Genomic DNA, 21921 nt, shown 5'->3' with positions numbered 1-21921 from the left:
ATTCTACTGATTAATTTGTGTGTAATTAGATTTAAATATTCGGTGTATTAGGTTTTCTACAACAAGGCACATTGTACCTTTTATTTGCGCATCTTTATGAAGTTCAGAGATTGCCAAATGTGTTGTTTTGGCAATCTCGGGTATGCAAAATTCATTTAGCGCAATTTGAATATGCGGTTCTAATATGTGACCAACTTCAGCGCCACGGCCGCTGATCAATATCTGTTTCGGATTTAAAATATGTATTAAAGTCGAAATACCTTTTCCAAGCATATAGCCAATTTTTCCTATATTATTTATAGCAACTTGATCACCTACTCTGATCGAATCAAACAATGCTTCAAGTTTATTGTCGTTACTATTTATAAAAGTGCTATAAATTGAATATTGCTCATTCTCAATATCATTCTCGACATATTTTATAGCAGCATTGAGTGAGGCTACAACTTCTAGGCAACCCCTTTTGCCGCAAGAACAGAGCATTTGGTTATCTGCTAATGGGATGTGGCTAAATTCACCCGCGTATCCGGCTGTTCCTTTAAATATAGTGTTATTGATGATTATCCCCAGTCCAACACCCCAGTTAAGGTTAATAATTAAAGAGCTCGTGATGTCTTTTGCTATTCCCAATTGTTTTTCTGCCAACGCAATACATCGAGAATCATTCTCTATCACAGTTGGTATATTAAATCTTTTCTCAATATTACGCTTAAGATTAAATAGACCATGAGCTTTGGGGTAAGATTCATTTATGCCTAATTCGCTGTTGACAAATCCAGGTATACTCACCCCAATGCCGATGAAGTTTTTAAGTGATATTGTAGATTTTTGGATTAATTCTTCCGCACGCTTTAATATGGTATCCAGCGAGGATTTTTCCTTTAATTCTACTGCTATATCGCGATATTCTGCAATCACCTTATTCTGCAAATCAGAAATCGAGATTGTAGTAAAATACTGATCGCATGCGATTGATAGGATATAGTTGTCTGAGTTTTCGTTTATTGTATATTGAATCGGTCGGCGTCCACCAGTTGACTCTGCAAATCCACATTCAACAATTATATTTTGCTCAATTAACTGATTAACAACCTTAGTTACAGAGGGAGTGCTTTTTGCTATCTTTTTAGCAAGATCAGCAATTGATAGCATCGATTCAACATAAAGGTTTATTAATATCTCGTTTTCCATTGTAAATGAATGGTTGGTAGAAGTCGGTTAAACTTTCGTTAAAGATATGTTAAAAAAAAAGTAAGTTCCAAAAACTTTTTGTTTTTTTTTAAAAAGTTTTGATTTCTTTATTTTTTACGGGATAAAAGCTGCTAGAGATTGTAACAAGCTTGTCACCAAAGAACTCCTGTTTATGCCTCTTATATGTAGATTAAGCATAAAAGTGAATATCAAATAGCTTATATTTACCTTCTAATTATAGTATCTGATTATGAAACAACGCTATTACTCCTTGGATGTCTTTCGTGGAGCTACTGTGGCACTGATGATTATGGTGAATAATCCGGGGACATGGGCTCATATGTTTGCTCCGCTAAAACATGCAGAATGGCATGGTTGCTCGCCTACAGACCTGGTTTTTCCTTTTTTTCTTTTTGCAGTTGGTAATGCCATGTCGTTTGTGATACCCCGGTTGCAGGAAGCTGGTCCGGCTGTCTTTTGGAAAAAAGTCCTTAAGCGCACAGTTTTGATTTTTGCCATCGGGCTGTTTATCAACTGGTGGCCCTTCGTCAAGTGGGAGGCGGCTGAACTGGTATTTAAACAATGGGTTGACGGAACTGATCCAACTCGGGGTATTCGTATCTTCGGTGTATTGCAACGTATTGCTGTAGCCTACTGCCTTGCATCGATTCTCGCTTATTATTTTAAAGAAAAAATGATTATCTGGATCTCTGCAATTATACTGTTGTTATATTGGGCAATATGTGCAATAGCTGGAGGAGCAGATCCTTATAGCTTGGACGGCTGGTTCGGTACAAAGTATGATATCGCCATTTTGGGTTTACCGCATGTTTACAAAGGGGAGGGGGTGCCGTTTGATCCTGAAGGTCTGATGAGTACCTTGCCTACCATAGTACAGGTCGTGTTTGGATATTTAGTTGGTGTATTTATTAAAAAACAAGGTCAGGTGGACTGGCTGTGGAAGAAAGTTCCCGCTTCGAACGAACCGCATTTTAAATTGTTGGCGGGGATGTTTGTGACCGGATTTATTTTGGTCGTATTGGCGTGGATATGGGCATTAGGCTTTCCGATCAATAAAAAAATATGGACGAGTTCGTATGTGCTCTATACAACTGGTTTAGCAACCATGACGATAGGTGGTATGATCTGGTTTATCGAGGTGCAGGGTGTAAGAAATAAATTGACACAATTTTTTGATGTTTTTGGTAAAAATCCGCTATTCATCTTTGTATTGAGCGGTATTCTTCCACGCTTTTTAGGTCTATTCCGTATCCCAGACGGCGTTAAGGATGACGGAACACAACAATACATTGATGCTTTCGCATGGTTCTATAAATATGTTTGCGCGAAAATACCTGGAATCCCAGAAGTTGGCTCTTTTGTTTATTCGCTCTGCTTTCTGACGTTGATGTGGGTAATCTGCTATTGGTTGGATAAGAAAAAGATCTATGTAAAGGTATAATAGCATCTGAAACTTTGCTTGTTAAATATTTTGGCAACCAAATACTTTTGCTATCTTTGCAGCCAATTAATAAAATTTTTAACGCTTTAATATTATTCAGGAAATGTATTTAAGTAAAGAGTACAAAGCTGACATCTTCGCAGAATTTGCTGGATCAGCTACAAACACAGGATCTACTGAAGGTCAAGTTGCTTTATTCACTAAGAGAATTGCTCACTTAACTGAGCACTTGAAAAAAAACAGAAAAGATTTCGGTACACAACGTGCCCTACAAATGTTAGTAGGTAAACGTCGTTCATTATTAGCTTATCTTTACAAAAAAGATATCAACCGTTACCGTGCGATCATTAAAGGTCTAGGTCTACGTGATATTATCAAATAAGCTTTTATACAAAGGTGTTAAGAAAGCCATCCAATTTTTGGATGGCTTTTTTTGTATTTATACAAAAATGAGGTACTCTTATTTTTAGCAAAATTCGGCACGGATATCTTAGCGAAGTATTGTAATAAATGTATACATTTTATACGCGGGTTGCTTCGCTAACAATGCGATCAGCTGAGTTCAAAAGTTCGCTTAGGCGATGTACACCTAAAGAAAGTGGGCGAGCATTTAAAACTGCCGTTTAACCTGCACTTTCATTTGAGCCGACATACATTTGCTACCAATGTACTGAACAACGGTATGAGGATAGAGTATGTATGTAAGTTGCTTGACCACGCTACCGTACAGCAAACACAGGTATATCCAAAAATTGTAAAATTTACTTTTTCTATGGGTTTTAATAAATCTTAAATTCTAGTATTTCTATAAGTTGATAATTGATAAAAACCATTAAAATCATTAAAACTTGTAAGTAATGAAAGTTTTAATGATTTATTGGATACCTTTGCACTAGGAGAAATTACACAAACCGCAAAGAATACCTGTCTAAATTATTAGCCTATAAAGATAAAGATCTTATCAAAGTAGTTAGTGGATTACGCAGAAGCGGGAAAAGCACCTTATTTGAATTATATCGTCAAACATTAGTGGAAATGGGTGTACCTGCAAGTCAAATTGTATTTCTGAACTTTGAAGATTTTGAACTGCGTAAATTTCTCAACGATTTAGATGGTTTGTACGCACACATTATCGGAAATTTAGATTTGTCAAAACCAAGCTATGTTTTTTTAGATGAAATCCAAAACGTCAACGAGTTTGAGCGTTTGGTGGATGGATTATTTGTAAAGCCAAATATAGACGTTTACATTACAGGGTCAAATGCTTTTTTGTTGTCAGGAGAACTAGCAACTTTATTGAGTGGACGATACATAGAAATTTCTATTTTGCCCTTTTCGTTCAAAGAATATTTAACAGCAAGAGATATTGATACATCGAATAAATACCTCAACTATGAAGCTCTTTTCTTTGATTACATCAATGAAACGTCTTTGCCCAAAGGCGTTGAATTGCGTGAAGGTGGTTACGATATTATCCAAGAATATCTCGAAGCCATTTACACCACCATTGTTGAAAAGGACATTACCCAACGTCATCAGATTTACGATAAACGCGCTTTTGGTAATATTGTGAAATTCGTAGCTTCCAATATTGGAAATCCGCTTTCGCCTGGTAATATTGCTAAAACCTTAAAACAGGACGGACAAACCACCCATAACACAACAGTAGAAAGGTATCTAGAATATCTAACAGCAAGTTTTGTGTTTTATAAAGTAAACCGTTTTGATTTGAAAGGAAGGAAGCAATTAGCTACTCAGGAAAAATACTATTTGGTCGATGCAGGTTTGCTCAACGTCTTAACAGGTAAGGAGCGCACTACAGACAGAGGACACATTTTGGAAAATATTGTTTATCTGGAACTGTTACGTAGAGGCAATAAAATTTGGACAGGTACAGCACGAAATGCAGAAGTAGATTTTGTGAGCAGAACACCCAAAGGCGAAATAGCATATTATCAGGTAGCTTGGGAAATGTCCAATGAAGAGAACGTAGAACGTGAATTTGGCTCATTGGAGAAAATTAATGACAACTACCCGAAATATTTACTAACTACAGACTCATTTACACAAGACCGGAATGGAGTTAAACATCTGAATGTGTTTAACTGGTTGCTTGAATTGTAAAGACAAAATATAGACGATAAAGATTTAAAGCGAATTTCAAGGCTTACGGCAATTTTAACTCAGTTACAAACCAAGCGTTTAATAACGGCTTCCGAATTAGCAGACAGATTTTCTATAAGTAAGAGAACTATTTATAGGGACATTAAAGCATTGGAACAAGCAGGGATTCCTATACTTACTGAAGAAGGAAAAGGGATGGTCAGCTTCTGTCCCGAGGCTAAGCGTGATAGCGTAGCCGTGCAAATATTAGTCGAAAAAGACAGAAAATTGAAATAAGAAATGGAGTATAGCGGGATGGGTTACTTTAGCTTCGGGCTTCGGCTGGAAGAGCCCTTTGATAGGGGGCAAGTTAAGACCAAGTTATTACCAAGTTTGCCCTGTAGGCAGTTTGAGTGTACAGTGAGTCCACGTTGAGTCCACCTTTTAAGCTGCTCTCACTGTGCCTGTATGTTTTTTACAAGTCAAGAGGGGGGCGAACTTGAGGCGAACTTGTCCATAAGCAATTTACAACAAAGTCCCTTGAAAATTGCAATATTTATAATTGTCATTTTACTCGCATTCGTAATTTATTAAAAATCAACAACATGCTTGTTTGTAGGTGCTCGCTGTGGTATCTTTAGGTATGGGAATAAATGATAATGGATTTATCAGGGGCCTAGTTGGCCCGCTGGTAAATAGAAAAGTTGGCAACAAAAACTACCTGCAGAGCAGGCCACATCGTGTCAAACAGACGGACGATACCAAGCGGGCAGGTAAGGATTTTGGAAATGTAAGCCGTGCCGGTGCACTAATACGGATGTGTTTTGGCGAAATACATCAAGGGCTTCATGACGGGCAGATGGGCAATCGGCTAAATAGGCAGATCTATCGTGCAATAAAGACAAACCTCGATTCGGATAAAGGTAGCCGTACACTGAGCAACAGCATATTGGATAGGTTGGTGAATTTTCAGTTCAACGAAAACTGCCACATGCAAGATTATTTTTTTATCGATCCTGCAGTTTCCATGAACAAGAAGAAAGATCTTAAAATATCATTCCCGGAGTTTGATATCAAAAGAGCGCTGGTCCTTCCTGGCAAATGCAATGCAGTGGTATTCAAATTTCATGCCTTCTCATTGGATTTTGATGAGTTTGAGCTCACAGAAATAAAAGGGGTAGAATGGGAATACGATGTTAAGTATAAAGAGAATGTGATACCGGCAAAAAACTTGACCATTAAATGTAACGATTTTGTCGGTAGTTCAATATTTGTGGGATTTACTATGCTGTATCTGGAAAAGGGAAGCTATCGGTCAAATGTGCTCAATGAAATAGATTTTAATCCAGCTTCGATTTTAGCAGCTTTTCAGCTTATGTAAGGTATAAGGCACATTTTGGGAACCGAAAATAAAAATTGAATTGATAGATAGTATTTGCGTATTTAGCCTGCTGTTAATTGCACTAATCTTAATATTTTAATTTACCTTTGTGCTGAAATCTAATGTATTTAAAATATTGGCATGCTGCCAACAAGACGAAAAGCATGTCGCAAACAAGATTAAATGAATTACAACGAAATTAAAACAACCATCGATATGGGTAATGGCACCCAGATCGAATTGTCTACAGGGAAATTGGCAAAGCAAGCTGATGGTGCTGTAGTATTAAAACAAGGCAATACGATGTTGCTAGCAACAGTCGTTTCTGCTAAAGAAGCTAAATCTGGTGTCGATTTTTTACCTTTATCTGTAGATTATCAAGAAAAATATGCGGCAACTGGCCGTATTCCAGGTGGTTTCTTACGTCGCGAAGCTAGATTGTCAGACTATGAGGTGTTGATCTCCCGTTTGGTAGACCGTGCATTGCGTCCTCTGTTCCCTGAAAATTATCATGCAGATACTCAAGTGGCGATTAGCTTAATTTCTGCAGATAAAGATATTATGCCTGACGCCTTAGCAGGCTTGGCTGCTTCTGCGGCGATCGCAGTATCTGATATTCCTTTCAATGGCCCTATCTCAGAAGTTCGTGTAGCAAAAATTGATGGCCAATTGGTGATCAATCCAAAATTATCTGAACTTGAAAATGCAACTTTAGAATTTATCGTTGCTGGTTCTGCGCAAGATATCGGCATGGTTGAAGGTGAAGCAAAAGAAATTTCTGAAGCTGAAATGGTAGAAGCAATTGCTTTTGCACACGAAGCAATCAAAAAGCAAGTTGCAGCTCAGGTAGAATTGGCGAATCTGGTAGGTAAAACAGTTAAACGTGAGTATAACCATGAGCCTGAAAACCTTGAATTGAGGGATTCAATCTTTGCAGCTACTTACGATAAAGTGTATGCTATTGCAAAATCAGCATCTACCAAACATGACCGTTCTGAAAGTTTTGCGAAAATTGCAGAAGAATATAGAGCAACAATGCCTGAGGAATTGGATGATGATACAGCGTTCTTGTTTAAGAAATATTTCCACGATGTGCAGTATGATGCTGTTCGTAATCTTGTATTGGACGAAGGAATCCGTTTAGATGGTCGTGACGTACGTACAGTTCGTCCAATCTGGTCTGAAGTAGATTACTTGCCTGCTGCGCACGGTTCGGCTGTATTCACACGTGGCGAAACACAATCATTGACTTCGGTTACTTTGGGTGCTAAAGATGATGAGCAAATGATCGATGGTGCTTTTATCAACGGTTACAATAAATTTATTCTTCACTACAACTTCCCTGCATTCTCTACAGGTGAGGTCAGACCTAACAGAGGTCCGGGTCGTCGTGAAGTTGGTCACGGTAACTTAGCTATGCGCTCATTGAAACAGGTTCTTCCGGCAGACAATGAAAATCCGTATACTATCCGTGTAGTTTCTGATATCCTAGAATCAAATGGCTCGTCTTCTATGGCAACGGTATGTGCCGGTACATTAGCGCTTTTAGATGCTGGTGTGAAATTAAAAGCTCCAGTTTCGGGTATTGCCATGGGATTAATTTCTGATGAGAAAACTGGTAAATATGCGATCTTATCGGATATCTTAGGTGATGAAGATCATTTGGGAGATATGGACTTTAAAGTAACGGGAACTGAAAAGGGTATCGTTGCCTGTCAAATGGACTTAAAAATCAATGGTTTGAAATGGGAGGTCTTGACGCAAGCGTTGGATCAAGCAAAAGAAGCGCGTTTACACATTTTAGGCGAGATGAAGAAAACCATTGATGCTCCTCGTGAAGATTACAAACCTCATGCGCCACGCATCGTTCAATTGTTGATCGACAAAGAATTTATTGGTGCTGTAATCGGACCTGGTGGTAAAATTATCCAAGAGATGCAACGTGAAACTGGTGCTACGATTTCAATTGAAGAAGTTGATAATAAAGGTGTTGTTCAGGTTTTTGCCGATAATAAAGCTGCTATAGATGATGCTGTAGGCCGTATCAAAGCGATTGCTTCTAAACCTGAGATTGGAGAAACTTACGAAGGTAAGGTGAAATCCATCATGGCATTTGGTGCGTTCGTTGAAATCATGCCAGGTAAAGATGGTTTATTGCATATCTCTGAAATCGACTGGAAGCGTCTTGAAACAATGGACGGTATCTTCAAAGAAGGGGATAAAGTCACTGTAAAATTGTTGGACATTGACAAACAAGGTAAGATGAAGCTTTCACGTAAAGCATTATTACCGCGCCCGCCAAGAGAAGACAAGCCAAAACAGGATAAGCCTGCTGGCGAAGCTCCTGTAGCTGGTGCTGGTCAGGAATAAACCTGTTAGGCAATAGATAAGAAAAGCCCGCTTTACGCGGGCTTTTTTATGTTCTACTCGTTTCAAGAAAATTCCCAATGAATATCGGGAACTTATTCAGGCGAATACTATTTGTCCAACAAGGTGAAATTATCTTTATGTGTCACAGATTGTCCAGCTGTAACGACGGTTAATTTCATTGCGCCCGGAGACACGTTGGAAGGTACCGTTACCAATATGGTATTGGAAGAAACGCTATTGGGAGCTACTGCTATTGAACCGAATTTTACAACGGTATCGTAGTTTTGGACAAATCCCGTTCCTTTGATCGTTAATACTGTTCCAGGTACGGCAGATGTCGGATTGAAGGAAGTAAAGGAGGGACCCACGATCTCGAATTCACCAGGAACAGTGACTCGCTTGTTTGGAAATTCAATGCTAATCTTTACATTCCCTTCGGGCATCCCATAAGGAACAGTTACCTGCAGATTTGTAGCAGAAGTGGCTGTACCACCCGTTTGTATTGAACCAAAATACACCGTATACCAAGTTCCTGAAATAAAATTCCCAGTAATATTGATCAGCTGCAATGAACTGCCTGACTTAGGAGCAAAGTTCGTGGCTGAATAACCCATAATTTTTAATTTTCTTGGAGCTTGTACTTCGTGAGGGCCTACCTTCAAATAAAGGGAATGATCGCCTTCTGAAACATTATCAGGTATAGTGTAATGGTAGGTATTTCTGTCGTAGAACGAAACATCCGTGTAACTTCCTGTACCAAGTTTCACTAAAGGGCGTCCTTCGCCACCATCGCTCATTGGCGGAAAATTAGTGCCACGGATTAGGATAGCCTGTCCTGGATAAACCGACTCGGGCGACAGTTCACTGATCACTGGCGGAGTGACGGTGAAGGTTCCTAATACTTTTTTCTTTCCATTAATGGTTATCGCAAGATCTGAGCTTTCCTTGGCGGTGAAGGGTACATTGACTGTTGAGTAATAATATGTGGGATTAATCGGTTGATTTCCCATTTCAACCTGAATGTTTGAACTGCCATAATAATCGGGTAGATTATCTCCGGTAAATTTCAATTCTGACCCCACTGGACCCGATTTGGGTGAGAAATCTTTATAATTTGCTAGCATCTGTAAGGAGCTATTGCCGGCTGGAGTGGATCCAATCTTTATGGAAACGTTGACAGAATTACCATGGCTGGCTTGTATACCGCTAGGTACCTCCGCACTTATTTCGGTTGAGCTTACAGATACAGTCTTCGCCCTGACATTGCCGATCGTAACAACGGTATTATTGATGGTCGCATCGAAAAATGTTCCCACAACTTTGATAATGTCGCCCGACATGGCCATTTTTGGTGTAATGTCTCCCATTGAAGAACTGGGTAGATTGATATTCAGCATTGCGCCAAAAACAGTACCCTTGGAATCCCGTAAGTAGGATCTCACCCAGATGGTATTGTGGTAGTTAGATAACGCACTGTCCACCCTAATCTGTTTACGAAACTCTCCCTCTTTAGCATCTTTGCCCAGTGAAACTTTTATGCCCTTATTTTCCCCAACTTCTTGCGTTGAATTATAAATAAAGCCGTATTCTAGAGTCTCCTCACTGCCTGTTTTCGCAATGTTTCCAACAACCTCAAATGAGGTGGATGATAGTGCTGTAATGGATAAGGTTTGCACAGCAGGAGGCGTAAAATCATCCTTTTTGCAGGAAAAAATCACCCCAGATAACAAGATAAAAACAATACAAAGTATTTTAGTCCCTTTCATAATAATCAATTAGCTACCGTTTTTAAAATGAATATCCTACTCTGACACCATTCACCAAAGCACTCTTAAATGTCTTGGTTTTGATTTCTGAAATATAAGAGCCATAACCAGGGTCAGTTCCGGTCACTGTAACATCAGGTTTTTTATACTTTGTGTGTAAATAACCTAAATTAAACTCATATCCAACAAACAGTCCTTTGGATACGTAGAAATCAAAACCTGCAACTGCGTAGCCTCCAAATCTTGTATAACCATTTGGAACCAACTGCATCGACGTATAATATCCATTGTTGGTCTGTTGATAGATTACCTCCATCGTGGCATTCTTTAAATTCATTGTATAGGCGCTGGTCGATAGTTCCTGTTTGGTTGTTTTTGAACCTATGGAGATGTCAAAGCCAATATAGGGCGACAGTCTGGAGCTGCCTTTAAAATGCTTTTCTATACCAAAATTGATATCAAGTGCTGTACTTTTTCTGTTATTGGAATTAAAATAGCCGTTTGTACCATAAGGGTTACCATAATTTGCGGCGGAATCGAGTACGTCAATTCCAATTCCCAAACGCAAAGCAAGATCGTCCTGGATAAAATACCTTCCTTTTATCTGATTTAGTGCATTGTTTAAGCTCAGATTTCCTTTAAAGGGGTTGAAATTCAGTTCGGTAACAAAACTGCCTTTTTTTGATTTAATGCCTTCGTTTTGGTTGTCAACAGGGGTTTGCGCATAGGCAACACGGGCCACTCCTAATAATAGGATAGCCGATAAGATTCTTTTCATAAAATATATTAAACTAACGGGATAAATATAGCGCTTTATATGCTGTTTTCAAACCTTTTGTTAAAGTTTTAATTGCTACGATAGGGGAGATGATCAACGTAAATCTTTTGGTGTGGATTGAATACCGTATGTTGCATACTTTGCAACAACAAGAAATTATGGGTAAATGCTTAGTTGTTAATTGATTCTTAATGTCAGTGCGAGGAGCGCCAACTTTATTGAGGGTATGTATTTTTTAGGTGAATAAAGATAAACAAAACAGGCTGTCGATCCGACAGCCTGTTTTGTTTATTTTATAACATGATAACACCTTTGATCTTCGCCACTTCTTTGTAGAAGTAGATCACCTGGTCGGCGTCTTTTACGTTCAAGTTTACCGTAATTGAAGTATACTTACCTGTTTTGGAATCCTTAAAATCAAACTGAGCACCTGTGTCATCAAATACACGTTGGATTTGATTGAAGTGATCCTGATCTTTTGGTAAGATAAACTTGTACGTATAATCCTTTGGAAATGTTTCTAAGTCTTCTAAACGCTCTTTAAAAGTTTCATAGAAGTCTTTTGGATTATCACCTCCATCGGGGATATCTTGTATATTGATGTTTTTGTAATCTGCCATGTTTTGTTTCTCCTTAATTATGTTATTAAGGTGTTAACAAATATTAATCCACTAATGTTTTACTGACAATTTTTCAGTTAATTATTGTCAATGCTTGAAGGCCAATCGGCTTTGTTCTTACCAAAGTTTTTGTTTGGCGTAGCGCTCATCTCGATTTCCATCTGTCCACCTTCTAAAAGCTGTGCATGTGTAATGAACGTTTTAGAGTATGGTTTTCCATTCAATTTGATCGACTTGATGTATGGATTAGATTTACCTTGATTTTTAACATCGATTGCCATTGTTTTGCCATTCGGTAAATTAATGTTAGCATGCTGCATCATAGGCGAGCCAAAGACATAAACACCACTCATGGCATTTAGCGGATAGAAACCCATTGCTGAAAATACATACCAGGCACTCATTTGGCCTACATCGTCGTTTCCACAAAGGCCTGCAGGGCTGTTTGTATAAAACTCCGTCATCGCTTTACGTGCTAAAGCTGCTCCTTTCCAAGGTTGTCCGGCGTAAGCATACAAGTAAGGGATATGATGATTTGGTTCGTTGCCTTGCGCATATTGGCCAATCAGTCCTGAAATATCTGGAGAGGCTTCACCACCAAGATCGGATGACATGGTCGTAAAATAATCCAGTTTTTTCAAAAATTTCTCCTCACCACCGAAAAGGTTGATCAGACCTTTGACGTCTTGAGGTACCAGCCAGGTATATTGCCAAGCATTACCTTCGCAATAATCATTTTCGCGGTGTTTAGCCATCAAAGGATCGAACGGCCTACGAAATTCACCATTGGCTTTTTTACCGACAAAATGGCCTACTTCTTTGTCAAAATACTGCTCGTATAGTTTGTAGCGTTTTTTGAAGTAAGCGGCATCTTCGGTTTTTCCAAGTTTCTCCGCAATCTTGTAAGCACCAAAGTCTGCGATGGCATACTCAAGGGCCCAAGCGACAGATTCGTTAGGCATGCTGTCTATCGGAATGTAAGTCAGTTCGCGCGCATATTTCAGTCCGTGGTCATTACCCATGGCTGTTGTCTTAACTGCTTCCCAGACCAATGGATAATCTTTCTCGTCAATGATCCCCTTTAAGAAAGCGTCGGCAATGACTGGAATTGCCGGTAATCCCACCATGGTATTGGTCTCATTACCTTGTAAATGCCACATGGGCAATTTACCTTGTTGCTGATAGATAGCCAACATGGTTTTGATAAAATCCTGGTTGATCTTGCGGTCTTCCAAGATGGTCATCAGCGGGTGAAGGCCACGGTAGGTGTCCCAAAGGGAAAATACGGTATGATTGACAAAATCTTGTTTTTCATAAACCTGTTTATCCGTGCCCATATAGTCTCCATTTGCGTCATTAAAAATAGTAGGTGCAAAGTAGGTATGATACAGCGCGGTGTAGAAGATGGTCTTTGTGTCTTTATCTGCTTCGAACTGGATTTTATTTAATGTTTTGTTCCAACGTTGATCTGCCTCTTGCTTTACTTTTTCAAAATTCCAGCCTGGAATCTCTGCGTTGATATTATTCAGCGCATTGGTCGAACTAACAGGGGAAATACCCACTTTGAGTTCGATGGTTTTGTTTTTAACAGCATCGAAGAATAAAGCCGCTTTGATTGCCTGTCCTTTAAATGTTGTTTGGCCTAATTTTTCTTCCTTTCCGTCGAAAAATCTTACTTTCTGTATCGGTTGGGAAGTTCTGATCGCAAAATATAACTTTTGGTCGGTGGCCCATCCTGTTGAAAAGCGATAACCAACGAAGGTCGAGTCGTTCACCTGTTTAATGTAGGTGTCTGTCGGTTTATCCCAATTGATGTGGTAACCTAAATCGACCAAAATATGGGCATTGTCCGTTTTTTCATAACGGTATTGATGATAGCCCACTCGTTCTGTTGCCGTCAAATTGGCCTGCACCTGGTAGTCATCCAAATAAGCACTATAGAAACCAGGTTTGGCGACTTCATTTTCCTTTTTAAAAGAAGATCCATAACCGGTACTCATTTTGTTGAATTCCGCTGGTGTTAATTGTAATTTTCCGTTAGCAGGAACAATCATCAGGTCGTTGAGGTCGCCGATACCTGTTCCGCTTAGGTGGGTATGGGTAAAACCCAAAATTTCCTGGCTTTTGTAATTGTAGCCACTGCACCAATCCCATCCGTTGAACTTGTCCCAAATCTGTGGAATTTGAGTTGGGCCTAGTTGCACTGCACCTAAAGGTACATTGGCACCGACAAAGACGTGGCCATGGTCTGCAGACCCAATAAAGGGATTGACATATTGTGTGAGATTTTGCTGGGCTTGCGCGCAAAATGGCAAAATTAGTGTGCCCAACACTGTTTTGAGTAGTTTATTTCCTATCATAGGTTTTGTTCGGGTATTTGAAAACTGCTTAAAATTAGTAAATAAAACCTTTTAGCGCAATTTTATTATTATTTTTAGTAAATTGTCGTTAAATTTTTTACTTTAGTAATCTTCGAAATAAAAAACTTAACAAACCTACTACTACTACATGAAGAAACGTATTCTGATCAGTGATATCGCAAAGGCGTTGGGGATTTCTGTCACTACTGTGTCCTTTATATTAAATGATAAGGCCAAAGAAAAGCGTATTAGTGAGGCTTTGACTAAACGGGTGCTGGACTATGTCAAAAAAGTGGGTTATAAACCCAATGAATTGGCCAAGAGTCTCCGCACGGGGAAGACGAAGATTCTGGGTTTGATTATCGAAGATATTTCCAATCCTTTTTTTGGTAATATAGCACGCCTGATCGAAAGTAAGGTCTATGAGCAGGGGTATCGTATTATTTATTGTAGTACGAACAATGATGTAGAAAAAGCGAAGGAATTAATCCAGATGTTTTACGATCGACAGGTAGATGGTTTTATTATTACCCCATCCGATGGACTGGAAGATACGGTAAAGCAGTTGCAGCAGAATAATATTCCAGTGGTACTTTTTGACCGGTATTTCCCCGGGCTTGAAACGGACTATGTGGGGGCCGACAATTTTCAGGGGGCTTTTGATGCGAGTGACCATTTGTGTCAACAGGGGTATAAACGTATTGGATTTGTGTCGCTCTATTCCGATCAGACCCAGATGAAGGAACGCTCTGAGGGATATCTGAAAGCGATGGACAATAATAAGCAACAAAGTTTTATTCAAAAGATCCAGATGGATGCATCGGACGAAGAGGCCATGGAAGCGTTGCGCGAGTTTATCTGCGAAAATAGGCTGGATGCTGTATTGTTCTCCACAAACTATTTGGCTATTTCTGGACTGAAGGCTTCTAAAAAGTACAACTTTGTGATGCCTGCGGTGATTGCATTTGACGATCATACAGCCTTTAAATTGGTCGAACCCGCTATAACGGTGGTTTCGCAGCCGATTAAGGATATTGCAGAGAACCTGATCAATATTCTGCTGCTTCGTCTTCAAGGCAAAATAAAAGCAACACGTAAAATGGTGTTGCCTTGTGAACTGAAGGTCCGGGAGTCGACCAAAGTAAAAGTTACGCTGTAGGATCGCCTACAAATTTCATTGAAATTGAATTAACGCAGTGACGCGTATTTTTTGTCGTAAAGCCCTCTCCGAGGAATACATGGCCTAAATGCGCGCCACAATTACTACAAAGAATCTCAGTGCGGCGACCATCGGCATCGGTGATCCGTGTGATTGCCCCAGGAATTTCATCATCAAAACTTGGCCAGCCACAGCCAGATTCAAATTTTGACTCCGATCGGTATAGTGGGCTGTCACAACGGCGGCAGATATACGTTCCTTTGTGCTTATTGTCTAAAAGTTCGCCTGTAAATGGGCGTTCGGTTCCTTTATGTACAATAACAAATTCCTCTTCTTTACTCAACGGATTGTACTTTTTATTTTCTTCCATCTCTTTTGTGCTTGTTTTAAGTGTAGTGATATGCAGAGCAGGTATATGTTGAACCTTCCTGTTTTCGCTTGGTTAATACCTCATATGATATAACTGCAGCAGGAATCGTTGCCAAAGTCTTTACAAACAATTAAAGAATAGTTTTTTTAAGCTTGCAACTTAACGCTGAAGGGCTATTGATTCCTGTTTTTAAAGTTACGCAATTCATGCTAAAAATACACCATTTGTATAAATGACAGTGTTGCATTTTTACATATTTTAAACTGTCATGGAATTGTCTTATATTTGATTGGCTATCCAAATGAAAAGTTGTAGCGATGGAACTACTTTAATAGCGAAATGTTATTTTATCCTTGTTTAAACGCATTTGTTTAGAATGATTATAAATTGATATTAAAGGTCACAAAATTGTCAGCGATTTATTAATAAATCATACTTTTGTGGCATTGTTAGGGGGGTAGTGGCTCCTTTAACCATGGGAGTTAATTTTTTACATTCACAAATAAATAGTATAAAGTGCTAAATATGAGAACTATCTCATCCGTTTTGGGAAGCCTTGCGAGGGTGGTGTCAACGAGTTTGATGCTATTATTTGCCGTTACGACGTTGCATGCGCAAGATGTCAAGGAAGGTGAAAAAATCTTCAAATCTAAGTGTACATCCTGTCACGCCATTGACAGAAAAGTGGTTGGTCCTGCTTTGAAAGGGATTCCAGAGACGAAAGACGAAGCTTGGTTAATCAAGTGGATCAAGAACTCTCAGGCGTTAATTGCTTCTGGCGATGCTGAGGCAATTAAAATCTTCGAAGAGAACAACAAACTTGTGATGACTTCTTTTACTGATTTATCTGATGATCAGGTTAGATCGGTATTAGCGTATATTACTGATGCGTCTAAGGAGAAACCGAAAGATGCAAACAATGGTGGTGCTGGTGCTAAAGATGATAATGCGTCGATGTTCATGATTTTGGGCTTGATCGCAGTTGTTGTTTTAGCTGTGGTGGTTATCGTTGTATTGAATCGTGTGATTCGTACGCTGGAAAATGTAATTGCTAAAAACCAAGAAGCTATTGCAGCGCAGCAAGAACCAGAAGATAATCAGCGTTTTGTGAAGTTTGCGAAAGCATTCGTTAAAAACAAAAAACTGGTTGGTTTTACGGTCTTGATGTTGGTTGCATTATTAGCTGTAGGCGGTTGGAAGACGATGTGGAATGTTGGTGTTCACCAAGGCTATCAGCCGGTTCAGCCAATTAAATTCTCGCACCAAATCCACGCGGGTGTTAACAAAATTGAGTGTCAATACTGTCACGGTGGTGCATTTAAGTCTAAAAATGCGTCTATTCCGTCGGCCAACGTATGTATGAACTGTCACAATACAGTCACTGCTTCAGAGCATTATGACGGTGAAATTTCTCCGGAAATTGCTAAAATCTACCGTGCTTTGGATTGGGATCCTGAAACGCGTACTTACGGTAATAATCCGAAACCAATTCAATGGGTTCGTATCCACAACTTGCCTGATTTTGCTTACTTCAATCACTCACAACACGTTGTAGTGGCTGGTGTGGAATGTCAGACTTGTCACGGTCCAATTCAGAATATGGAAGAGGTGTATCAATACTCTCCATTGACGATGAAATGGTGTGTTGATTGTCACAAAAAGACAGATATCAAGTCGGATAACAAATACTATGAAGATTTGATTAAAGCACACGAAAGAATTAAGAAGGGTGAAAAAATGACTGCAGCCATGATCGGTGGTCTTGAGTGTGGTAAATGTCACTATTAATAATTATTTGAAATACGCAATCTTATATACAGCTTAAATGGATAGCAATAAAAAATATTGGAAAGGTTTGGAAGAGTTAAATCAAACTCCTGCTTTCGTTGAAGGAAGCAAGGGTGAGTTTGCCGAATCTATTCCTGTAGAAGATGTATTAAATGAAGCTGGCTTGAGCACAAAAACTCCTCGCCGTGACTTCTTGAAAGCATTAGGATTTGGTTTGGGTGCTGTTTCTTTAGCGGCTTGTAACCGTACTCCTGTGCATAAGGCAGTTCCTTATTTGATTAAACCTGAAGAGGTAACTCCAGGTATCCCTAACTATTATGCTTCGACGTTCAACGGTCAAAGTATCTTGGTTAAAACACGCGAAGGTCGTCCGATCAATGTTGAGCCTAACCCAAATGCAATTGGTTTGAACCAAGGTTTGGATTCAACAACAGCTGCTTCTGTATTGGATTTATATGATGAGTCCAAATTGAAACAGGCACAATTGAAAGGTCAAGATGTGGAGTGGTCTAAATTGGATGGGGAAGTTGTTAAAGCGTTAAATGCTGCGGCGTCTTCTGGTAAGCAAATTACGATCGTTTCTAATACGGTAAACAGTCCTTCAACGTTGGCAGCTATTACTGCTTTCGGAACGAAATTCCCTACCGTTAACCATGTACAATACGATGCTGTATCTTACAGCGGTATTATTGAAGCGAATAAGGCTTCTTTTGGTAGAGCAGTAGTTCCGTCCTATAATTTTGAAAATGCAAATGTGATTGTTTCTGTTGCGGCTGATTTCTTAGGAACTTGGTTGGCAGGTGAGGAGCATACACAGCAATACGCTAAAAATCGTGACTATAAATCGTTGGAAAAACGGAAAAATGTCACGTCACGTGCAATTTGAATCTGGTCTATCCATGACGGGTACAAATGCTGATGCTCGTATCGCTATCAAACCTTCGGAAGAGGGGGCTACCTTAATCGCTTTGTATAATGCAATTACTGGTCAATCATTGGCTGGAGCAACTGCAAACAAAAAAGCTCAAAAAGGTGTCGCATTAGCGGCCAAAGAATTGGTGAATAGCAAAGGCGCGGCTGTTGTTGTTGCTGGATCTAACGATGTCAATGTACAGGTATTGGTGAATGCAATCAACGTTGCATTGGGTGCTTATGGTACCATCATCGACCTGGATAACTATTCTAAACAATACCAAGGTTCGGATTCTTCGTTCCAGGCGTTCTTAGCTGCTGCGAAATCTGGACAAGTTGGCGTTGCGTTCTTCTTGAACAGCAACCCGGTGTATGATTACTTCAAAGCAGAGGATGTGAAAGCTGCATTGAAGCAGATTCCTTTCACGTTGTCATTCGCGCAGCGTGCGGATGAAACAGCGTCTGAATTGACTGCTATTGCTCCAGCAAGTACTTTCTTAGAGTCTTGGGGTGATTCTAATCCAAAAGAAGGGTTGTATTCAATTATCCAACCAACGATTAATCCTGTTTTCAAAACACGTCAAGTGGAGCAAAGCTTGTTGACTTGGGCTGGAAATAATACCGATATGTACAACTTTGTTAAGAATCTGTGGTCTACACAAATCTTAGCGGGTTCTACGAAAAACTGGGATGCTGTATTGCAGACTGGTTTTGAATATAAAGGTGCCAAGGCGGCAACAGCTCCTGCTTTTACAGGGAATGCTGCAGCAGCGGCTTCGGCAATTGAGGCATCAAGCAAAGCGATTGCAGGTGAGTTTGAATTGAAACTTTATGAGCCTTCTGCGCTTCGTGATGGTCGCTACGCAAACAACGCTTATTTACAAGAATTGCCTGACCCAGTTTCTAAAGTAACTTGGGATAACTATGCTGCTCTTAACCCGAAAGATGCTGAGAAATTAGGTTTGGGTGAAGATGGTAAAGTAACTGTAAAAGCAAATGGTGTTGAATTGGAATTGCCAGTTGTACAACAACCAGGTCAAGCACAAGGAACAGTTTCAGTTGCTGTAGGTTATGGCCGTACAAAAGTTGGTAAAGCAGGTAATGAAGTTGGTAAAAACGCATTCCCTTTTGCTTCTATCATCAATGGTACTGTTCAAGGTGTTGCAAAAGCAACTGTAGCGAAAGCTTCTGGTACTTACCAATTGGCACAAACACAGACACACCACACGATCGAAGGTCGTAACGTTATTCGTGAGACTACCTTTGCGAAATATTTGAAAGATCCTAACTCTGAGGCAGGACGCTTTACAGATAATCACAAAACGTACGATTTGTGGAACAAATATGAGCAACCGGGTCACAAATGGGTGATTGCGATCGACTTGAACGCATGTACAGGTTGTGGTGCTTGTATCGTTGCTTGTAACGTTGAGAATAACATCCCTGTTGTAGGTCGTGATGAGGTTCGTCGTCGTCGTGAGATGCACTGGTTACGTATCGACCGTTACTATACCATCGAAGGAAAAGATCAAGATCTCACAAAAGAGAAAGAAATTGCGAAAGCTTCGGCTGATTTAGATTTCGAAGATGTCACTGTTGTTCACCAACCGATGTTATGTCAGCACTGTGGTCACGCACCTTGTGAGACGGTTTGTCCAGTATTGGCAACAGTACACTCTTCAGAAGGTTTGAACCACATGGCATATAACCGTTGTTTTGGTACACGTTACTGTGCGAATAACTGTCCGTTCAAAGTGCGTCGTTTCAACTGGTTTGCATACTGGAATGATTCCCGCTTTGACAACTACTTGAACAATGAGTTTACACAATTGGTGTTAAACCCAGATGTTGTAACGCGTTCACGTGGGGTAATGGAAAAATGTTCAATGTGTATCCAACGTATCCAAGCAGGTAAATTACAAGCTAAGATTGAAAATCGCAAAGTAAAAGATGGCGATATCCAAATGGCTTGTCAACAAGCATGTTCGGCAAATGCAATCATCTTTGGAGATGCCAATGATCCAGCGTCAGAAGTATCCAAAGCATTACGCAACGAGCGTGTTTATTACGTACTTGAGGAAATCAATGTTCAACCGGGTATCGGTTATATGACAAAAGTTAGAAACACTTTTGAGGCGTAATCTTGTACAATATTTGAAATAAAAATACTATGTCATCGCATAACGAATCAATATTAAGAGAACCATTAATGACCGGTAAGGACATTACGTATGCAAAAATTACGGATGATATCTTACTACCGGTTGAAAATAAACCAAATAAAGCATGGTGGATTGGTTTTACCGTAGCTGTATTGGGTGCTTTATTATGGGTAGTTAGCGTTAGTTATACCTTTTGGACAGGTATCGGCGCTTGGGGTCTGAATAAAACTGTAGGCTGGGCTTGGGATATCACCGACTTCGTATGGTGGGTAGGTATCGGTCACGCGGGTACGTTGATTTCAGCTGTATTATTAATTTTCCGCCAGAACTGGCGTAATTCAATCAACCGTTCAGCAGAGGCGATGACGATCTTTGCGGTAATCTGTGCGGCAACATACGTTGTTGCTCACATGGGTCGTCCTTGGTTGGCGTATTGGATTTTCCCACTTCCAAATCAATTTGGATCACTTTGGGTAAACTTTAACTCTCCTTTGGTATGGGATGCGTTCGCGATCTCGACTTACTTTACAGTATCCTTGGTGTTCTGGTACTGTGGTTTGTTGCCGGATATTGCAACAATTCGTGACCGTGCTACTGGACTAAAACAAAAAATTTATTCTGTATTATCATTTGGATGGAATGGTTCTGTGAAGACTTGGCAGCGTTTTGAAATCGTGTCCTTGATCTTGGCTGGTATTTCTACTCCACTGGTACTTTCTGTACACACGATCGTATCCATGGACTTTGCAACTTCGGTTATTCCTGGATGGCACACGACGATCTTCCCTCCATATTTCGTGGCGGGTGCGATCTTCTCTGGTTTTGCGATGGTACAGACCTTATTGTTGATCTTACGTAAAGTAATGAACTTTGAGAACTACATCACGATGTTCCACATTGAGTCGATGAATATCATTATCATGACAACAGGTTCTATCGTAGGTGTAGCTTATTTGACCGAGTTATTCATCGCGATGTACTCTCGCTCGGAATACGAAATGTATGCGTTCGAGAATCGTATGTTAGGTCCATATGCTTGGGCTTACTGGTCGATGATGACTTGTAACGTAATTTCTCCACAGTTGTTCTGGTTCAAAAAAATCCGTACAAGTATTCCGATCTCTTGGATCTTATCGATTGTAGTTAACATCGGTATGTGGTTTGAACGTTTTGTGATTATCGTGACTTCATTGCACCGTGATTACTTGCCTTCATCTTGGGCAATGTTCTACCCAACTTGGACAGACGTAGGTATCTTTGTAGGTTCGATTGGACTGTTCTTTACATTATTCTTGTTGTTCTTACGTTTCTTACCGGGTATCGCTATCGCCGAAGTGAAATTGTTGTTGAAATCATCTTCATTACAACATAAAACTAAGTTGGCTCAAGAAGGTGCATTCCCTGACGAACAAGTGAAGTACTTCCAAGAATCATTGGAGAAATATGATTCAGTGACAGAAGAAGAGATTAAAGAATTATCAGTTAGAAAATAATCAGCA

The 21921-nt window shown here is 39.8% G+C and carries 18 protein-coding genes and 1 other annotated feature; of the genes, 12 read left to right on the top strand and 6 right to left on the bottom strand.

Annotated features, from left to right (window positions below):
• Window positions 1–3: 3 nt before the first annotated feature.
• The gene (locus QE382_RS21220; RefSeq protein ID WP_307187657.1) at window positions 4–1191 is read right to left on the bottom strand and encodes an ROK family protein; all 1188 of its coding nucleotides are present in this window, start codon (window positions 1189–1191) and stop codon (window positions 4–6) included.
• Between the two features lie 250 nt (window positions 1192–1441).
• Between QE382_RS21220 and QE382_RS21215 the strand changes: the two genes are divergently transcribed.
• The 7 genes from QE382_RS21215 to pnp all read left to right on the top strand — a co-directional run bounded on the left by QE382_RS21215 (window position 1442) and on the right by pnp (window position 8507).
• A complete protein-coding gene (locus QE382_RS21215) occupies window positions 1442–2653 on the top strand; it encodes an acyltransferase family protein (RefSeq protein ID WP_307187656.1) in 1212 nt (403 codons plus the stop codon).
• A gap of 103 nt (window positions 2654–2756) precedes the next feature.
• Window positions 2757–3035: a 30S ribosomal protein S15 gene (rpsO, locus tag QE382_RS21210; RefSeq protein WP_046674145.1), complete on the top strand. Its 279-nt coding sequence runs from the start codon at window positions 2757–2759 to the stop codon at window positions 3033–3035.
• A 216-nt stretch (window positions 3036–3251) separates the two neighbouring features.
• A complete protein-coding gene (locus QE382_RS21205) occupies window positions 3252–3446 on the top strand; it encodes a tyrosine-type recombinase/integrase (protein ID WP_307187655.1) in 195 nt (64 codons plus the stop codon).
• Window positions 3447–3529: 83 nt separating this feature from the next.
• Window positions 3530–4777: an ATP-binding protein gene (locus QE382_RS21200; RefSeq protein ID WP_307188048.1), complete on the top strand. Its 1248-nt coding sequence runs from the start codon at window positions 3530–3532 to the stop codon at window positions 4775–4777.
• A 9-nt stretch (window positions 4778–4786) separates the two neighbouring features.
• Window positions 4787–5053: a helix-turn-helix transcriptional regulator gene (locus QE382_RS21195; protein WP_442475969.1), complete on the top strand. Its 267-nt coding sequence runs from the start codon at window positions 4787–4789 to the stop codon at window positions 5051–5053.
• Between the two features lie 346 nt (window positions 5054–5399).
• Window positions 5400–6137 (top strand): hypothetical protein, encoded by a 738-nt coding sequence (locus QE382_RS21190; protein WP_307187654.1) that lies wholly within the window; start codon window positions 5400–5402, stop codon window positions 6135–6137.
• A gap of 183 nt (window positions 6138–6320) precedes the next feature.
• Entirely contained in the window at window positions 6321–8507 is a 2187-nt protein-coding gene (pnp, locus tag QE382_RS21185; RefSeq protein WP_307187653.1) for a polyribonucleotide nucleotidyltransferase, read from the top strand.
• Window positions 8462–8557: a sequence feature (Trp leader region), on the top strand. Its footprint overlaps the gene before it by 46 nt.
• 57 nt (window positions 8558–8614) lie before the next feature.
• Here pnp and QE382_RS21180 read toward each other — a convergent pair.
• The 4 genes from QE382_RS21180 to QE382_RS21165 form a co-directional block, all read right to left on the bottom strand.
• Window positions 8615–10273 (bottom strand): IPT/TIG domain-containing protein, encoded by a 1659-nt coding sequence (locus QE382_RS21180; protein ID WP_307187651.1) that lies wholly within the window; start codon window positions 10271–10273, stop codon window positions 8615–8617.
• Between the two features lie 22 nt (window positions 10274–10295).
• Window positions 10296–11051: a BT1926 family outer membrane beta-barrel protein gene (locus QE382_RS21175; protein WP_307187650.1), complete on the bottom strand. Its 756-nt coding sequence runs from the start codon at window positions 11049–11051 to the stop codon at window positions 10296–10298.
• 293 nt (window positions 11052–11344) lie between these two features.
• On the bottom strand, window positions 11345–11671 hold the full coding sequence (locus QE382_RS21170; protein WP_145327846.1) for a DUF493 domain-containing protein: 327 nt from the start codon (window positions 11669–11671) through the stop codon (window positions 11345–11347).
• A gap of 77 nt (window positions 11672–11748) precedes the next feature.
• Complete coding sequence (locus QE382_RS21165) at window positions 11749–14031, bottom strand: GH92 family glycosyl hydrolase (protein ID WP_307187649.1); 2283 nt, start codon at window positions 14029–14031, stop codon at window positions 11749–11751.
• Window positions 14032–14179: 148 nt separating this feature from the next.
• Between QE382_RS21165 and QE382_RS21160 the strand changes: the two genes are divergently transcribed.
• Window positions 14180–15190, top strand: coding sequence for a LacI family DNA-binding transcriptional regulator (locus QE382_RS21160; RefSeq protein WP_307187648.1), 1011 nt, complete (start codon window positions 14180–14182; stop codon window positions 15188–15190).
• Here QE382_RS21160 and QE382_RS21155 read toward each other — a convergent pair.
• The gene (locus tag QE382_RS21155; RefSeq protein WP_370877886.1) at window positions 15180–15560 is read right to left on the bottom strand and encodes a methionine-R-sulfoxide reductase; all 381 of its coding nucleotides are present in this window, start codon (window positions 15558–15560) and stop codon (window positions 15180–15182) included. The two genes, QE382_RS21160 and QE382_RS21155, sit on opposite strands and share 11 nt — an antisense overlap.
• 525 nt (window positions 15561–16085) lie before the next feature.
• On the opposite strand from QE382_RS21155, the gene QE382_RS21150 reads away from it, so the two are divergent.
• Genes QE382_RS21150 through nrfD form a run of 4 tightly spaced genes read left to right on the top strand, consistent with a single transcriptional unit; the run spans window position 16086 to window position 21915 of the window.
• A complete protein-coding gene (locus tag QE382_RS21150) occupies window positions 16086–17348 on the top strand; it encodes a cytochrome c3 family protein (RefSeq protein ID WP_307187647.1) in 1263 nt (420 codons plus the stop codon).
• 37 nt (window positions 17349–17385) lie between these two features.
• Entirely contained in the window at window positions 17386–18234 is an 849-nt protein-coding gene (locus QE382_RS21145) for a TAT-variant-translocated molybdopterin oxidoreductase (RefSeq protein WP_307187645.1), read from the top strand.
• Window positions 18212–20401 (top strand): 4Fe-4S dicluster domain-containing protein, encoded by a 2190-nt coding sequence (locus QE382_RS21140; RefSeq protein ID WP_307187644.1) that lies wholly within the window; start codon window positions 18212–18214, stop codon window positions 20399–20401. The genes QE382_RS21145 and QE382_RS21140 overlap by 23 nt, the downstream gene beginning before the upstream one ends.
• 29 nt (window positions 20402–20430) lie before the next feature.
• Window positions 20431–21915, top strand: a complete 1485-nt coding sequence (gene nrfD, locus QE382_RS21135; RefSeq protein ID WP_209578659.1) for an NrfD/PsrC family molybdoenzyme membrane anchor subunit — start codon at window positions 20431–20433, stop codon at window positions 21913–21915.
• Window positions 21916–21921 lie beyond the last annotated feature (6 nt).

The organism is Sphingobacterium zeae (assembly GCF_030818895.1).
GTDB classification, from domain to species: domain Bacteria; phylum Bacteroidota; class Bacteroidia; order Sphingobacteriales; family Sphingobacteriaceae; genus Sphingobacterium; species Sphingobacterium zeae.
Note: the sequence above shows the minus strand (reverse complement) of the source record. Positions and strands in the feature narration are given on the sequence as shown.

Bases quoted from the DNA above. Each gene is read 5' to 3' on its own strand.
- QE382_RS21220 (WP_307187657.1), bottom strand. From the start codon at position 1,191: ATGGAAAACGAGATATTAATAAACCTTTATGTTGAATCGATGCTATCA.
- QE382_RS21215 (WP_307187656.1), top strand. From the start codon at position 1,442: ATGAAACAACGCTATTACTCCTTGGATGTCTTTCGTGGAGCTACTGTG.
- rpsO (WP_046674145.1), top strand. From the start codon at position 2,757: ATGTATTTAAGTAAAGAGTACAAAGCTGACATCTTCGCAGAATTTGCT.
- QE382_RS21190 (WP_307187654.1), top strand. From the start codon at position 5,400: ATGGGAATAAATGATAATGGATTTATCAGGGGCCTAGTTGGCCCGCTG.
- pnp (WP_307187653.1), top strand. From the start codon at position 6,321: ATGAATTACAACGAAATTAAAACAACCATCGATATGGGTAATGGCACC.
- QE382_RS21180 (WP_307187651.1), bottom strand. From the start codon at position 10,273: ATGAAAGGGACTAAAATACTTTGTATTGTTTTTATCTTGTTATCTGGG.
- QE382_RS21175 (WP_307187650.1), bottom strand. From the start codon at position 11,051: ATGAAAAGAATCTTATCGGCTATCCTATTATTAGGAGTGGCCCGTGTT.
- QE382_RS21170 (WP_145327846.1), bottom strand. From the start codon at position 11,671: ATGGCAGATTACAAAAACATCAATATACAAGATATCCCCGATGGAGGT.
- QE382_RS21165 (WP_307187649.1), bottom strand. From the start codon at position 14,031: ATGATAGGAAATAAACTACTCAAAACAGTGTTGGGCACACTAATTTTG.
- QE382_RS21160 (WP_307187648.1), top strand. From the start codon at position 14,180: ATGAAGAAACGTATTCTGATCAGTGATATCGCAAAGGCGTTGGGGATT.
- QE382_RS21155 (WP_370877886.1), bottom strand. From the start codon at position 15,560: ATGGAAGAAAATAAAAAGTACAATCCGTTGAGTAAAGAAGAGGAATTT.
- QE382_RS21150 (WP_307187647.1), top strand. From the start codon at position 16,086: ATGAGAACTATCTCATCCGTTTTGGGAAGCCTTGCGAGGGTGGTGTCA.
- QE382_RS21145 (WP_307187645.1), top strand. From the start codon at position 17,386: ATGGATAGCAATAAAAAATATTGGAAAGGTTTGGAAGAGTTAAATCAA.
- QE382_RS21140 (WP_307187644.1), top strand. From the start codon at position 18,212: ATGTCACGTCACGTGCAATTTGAATCTGGTCTATCCATGACGGGTACA.
- nrfD (WP_209578659.1), top strand. From the start codon at position 20,431: ATGTCATCGCATAACGAATCAATATTAAGAGAACCATTAATGACCGGT.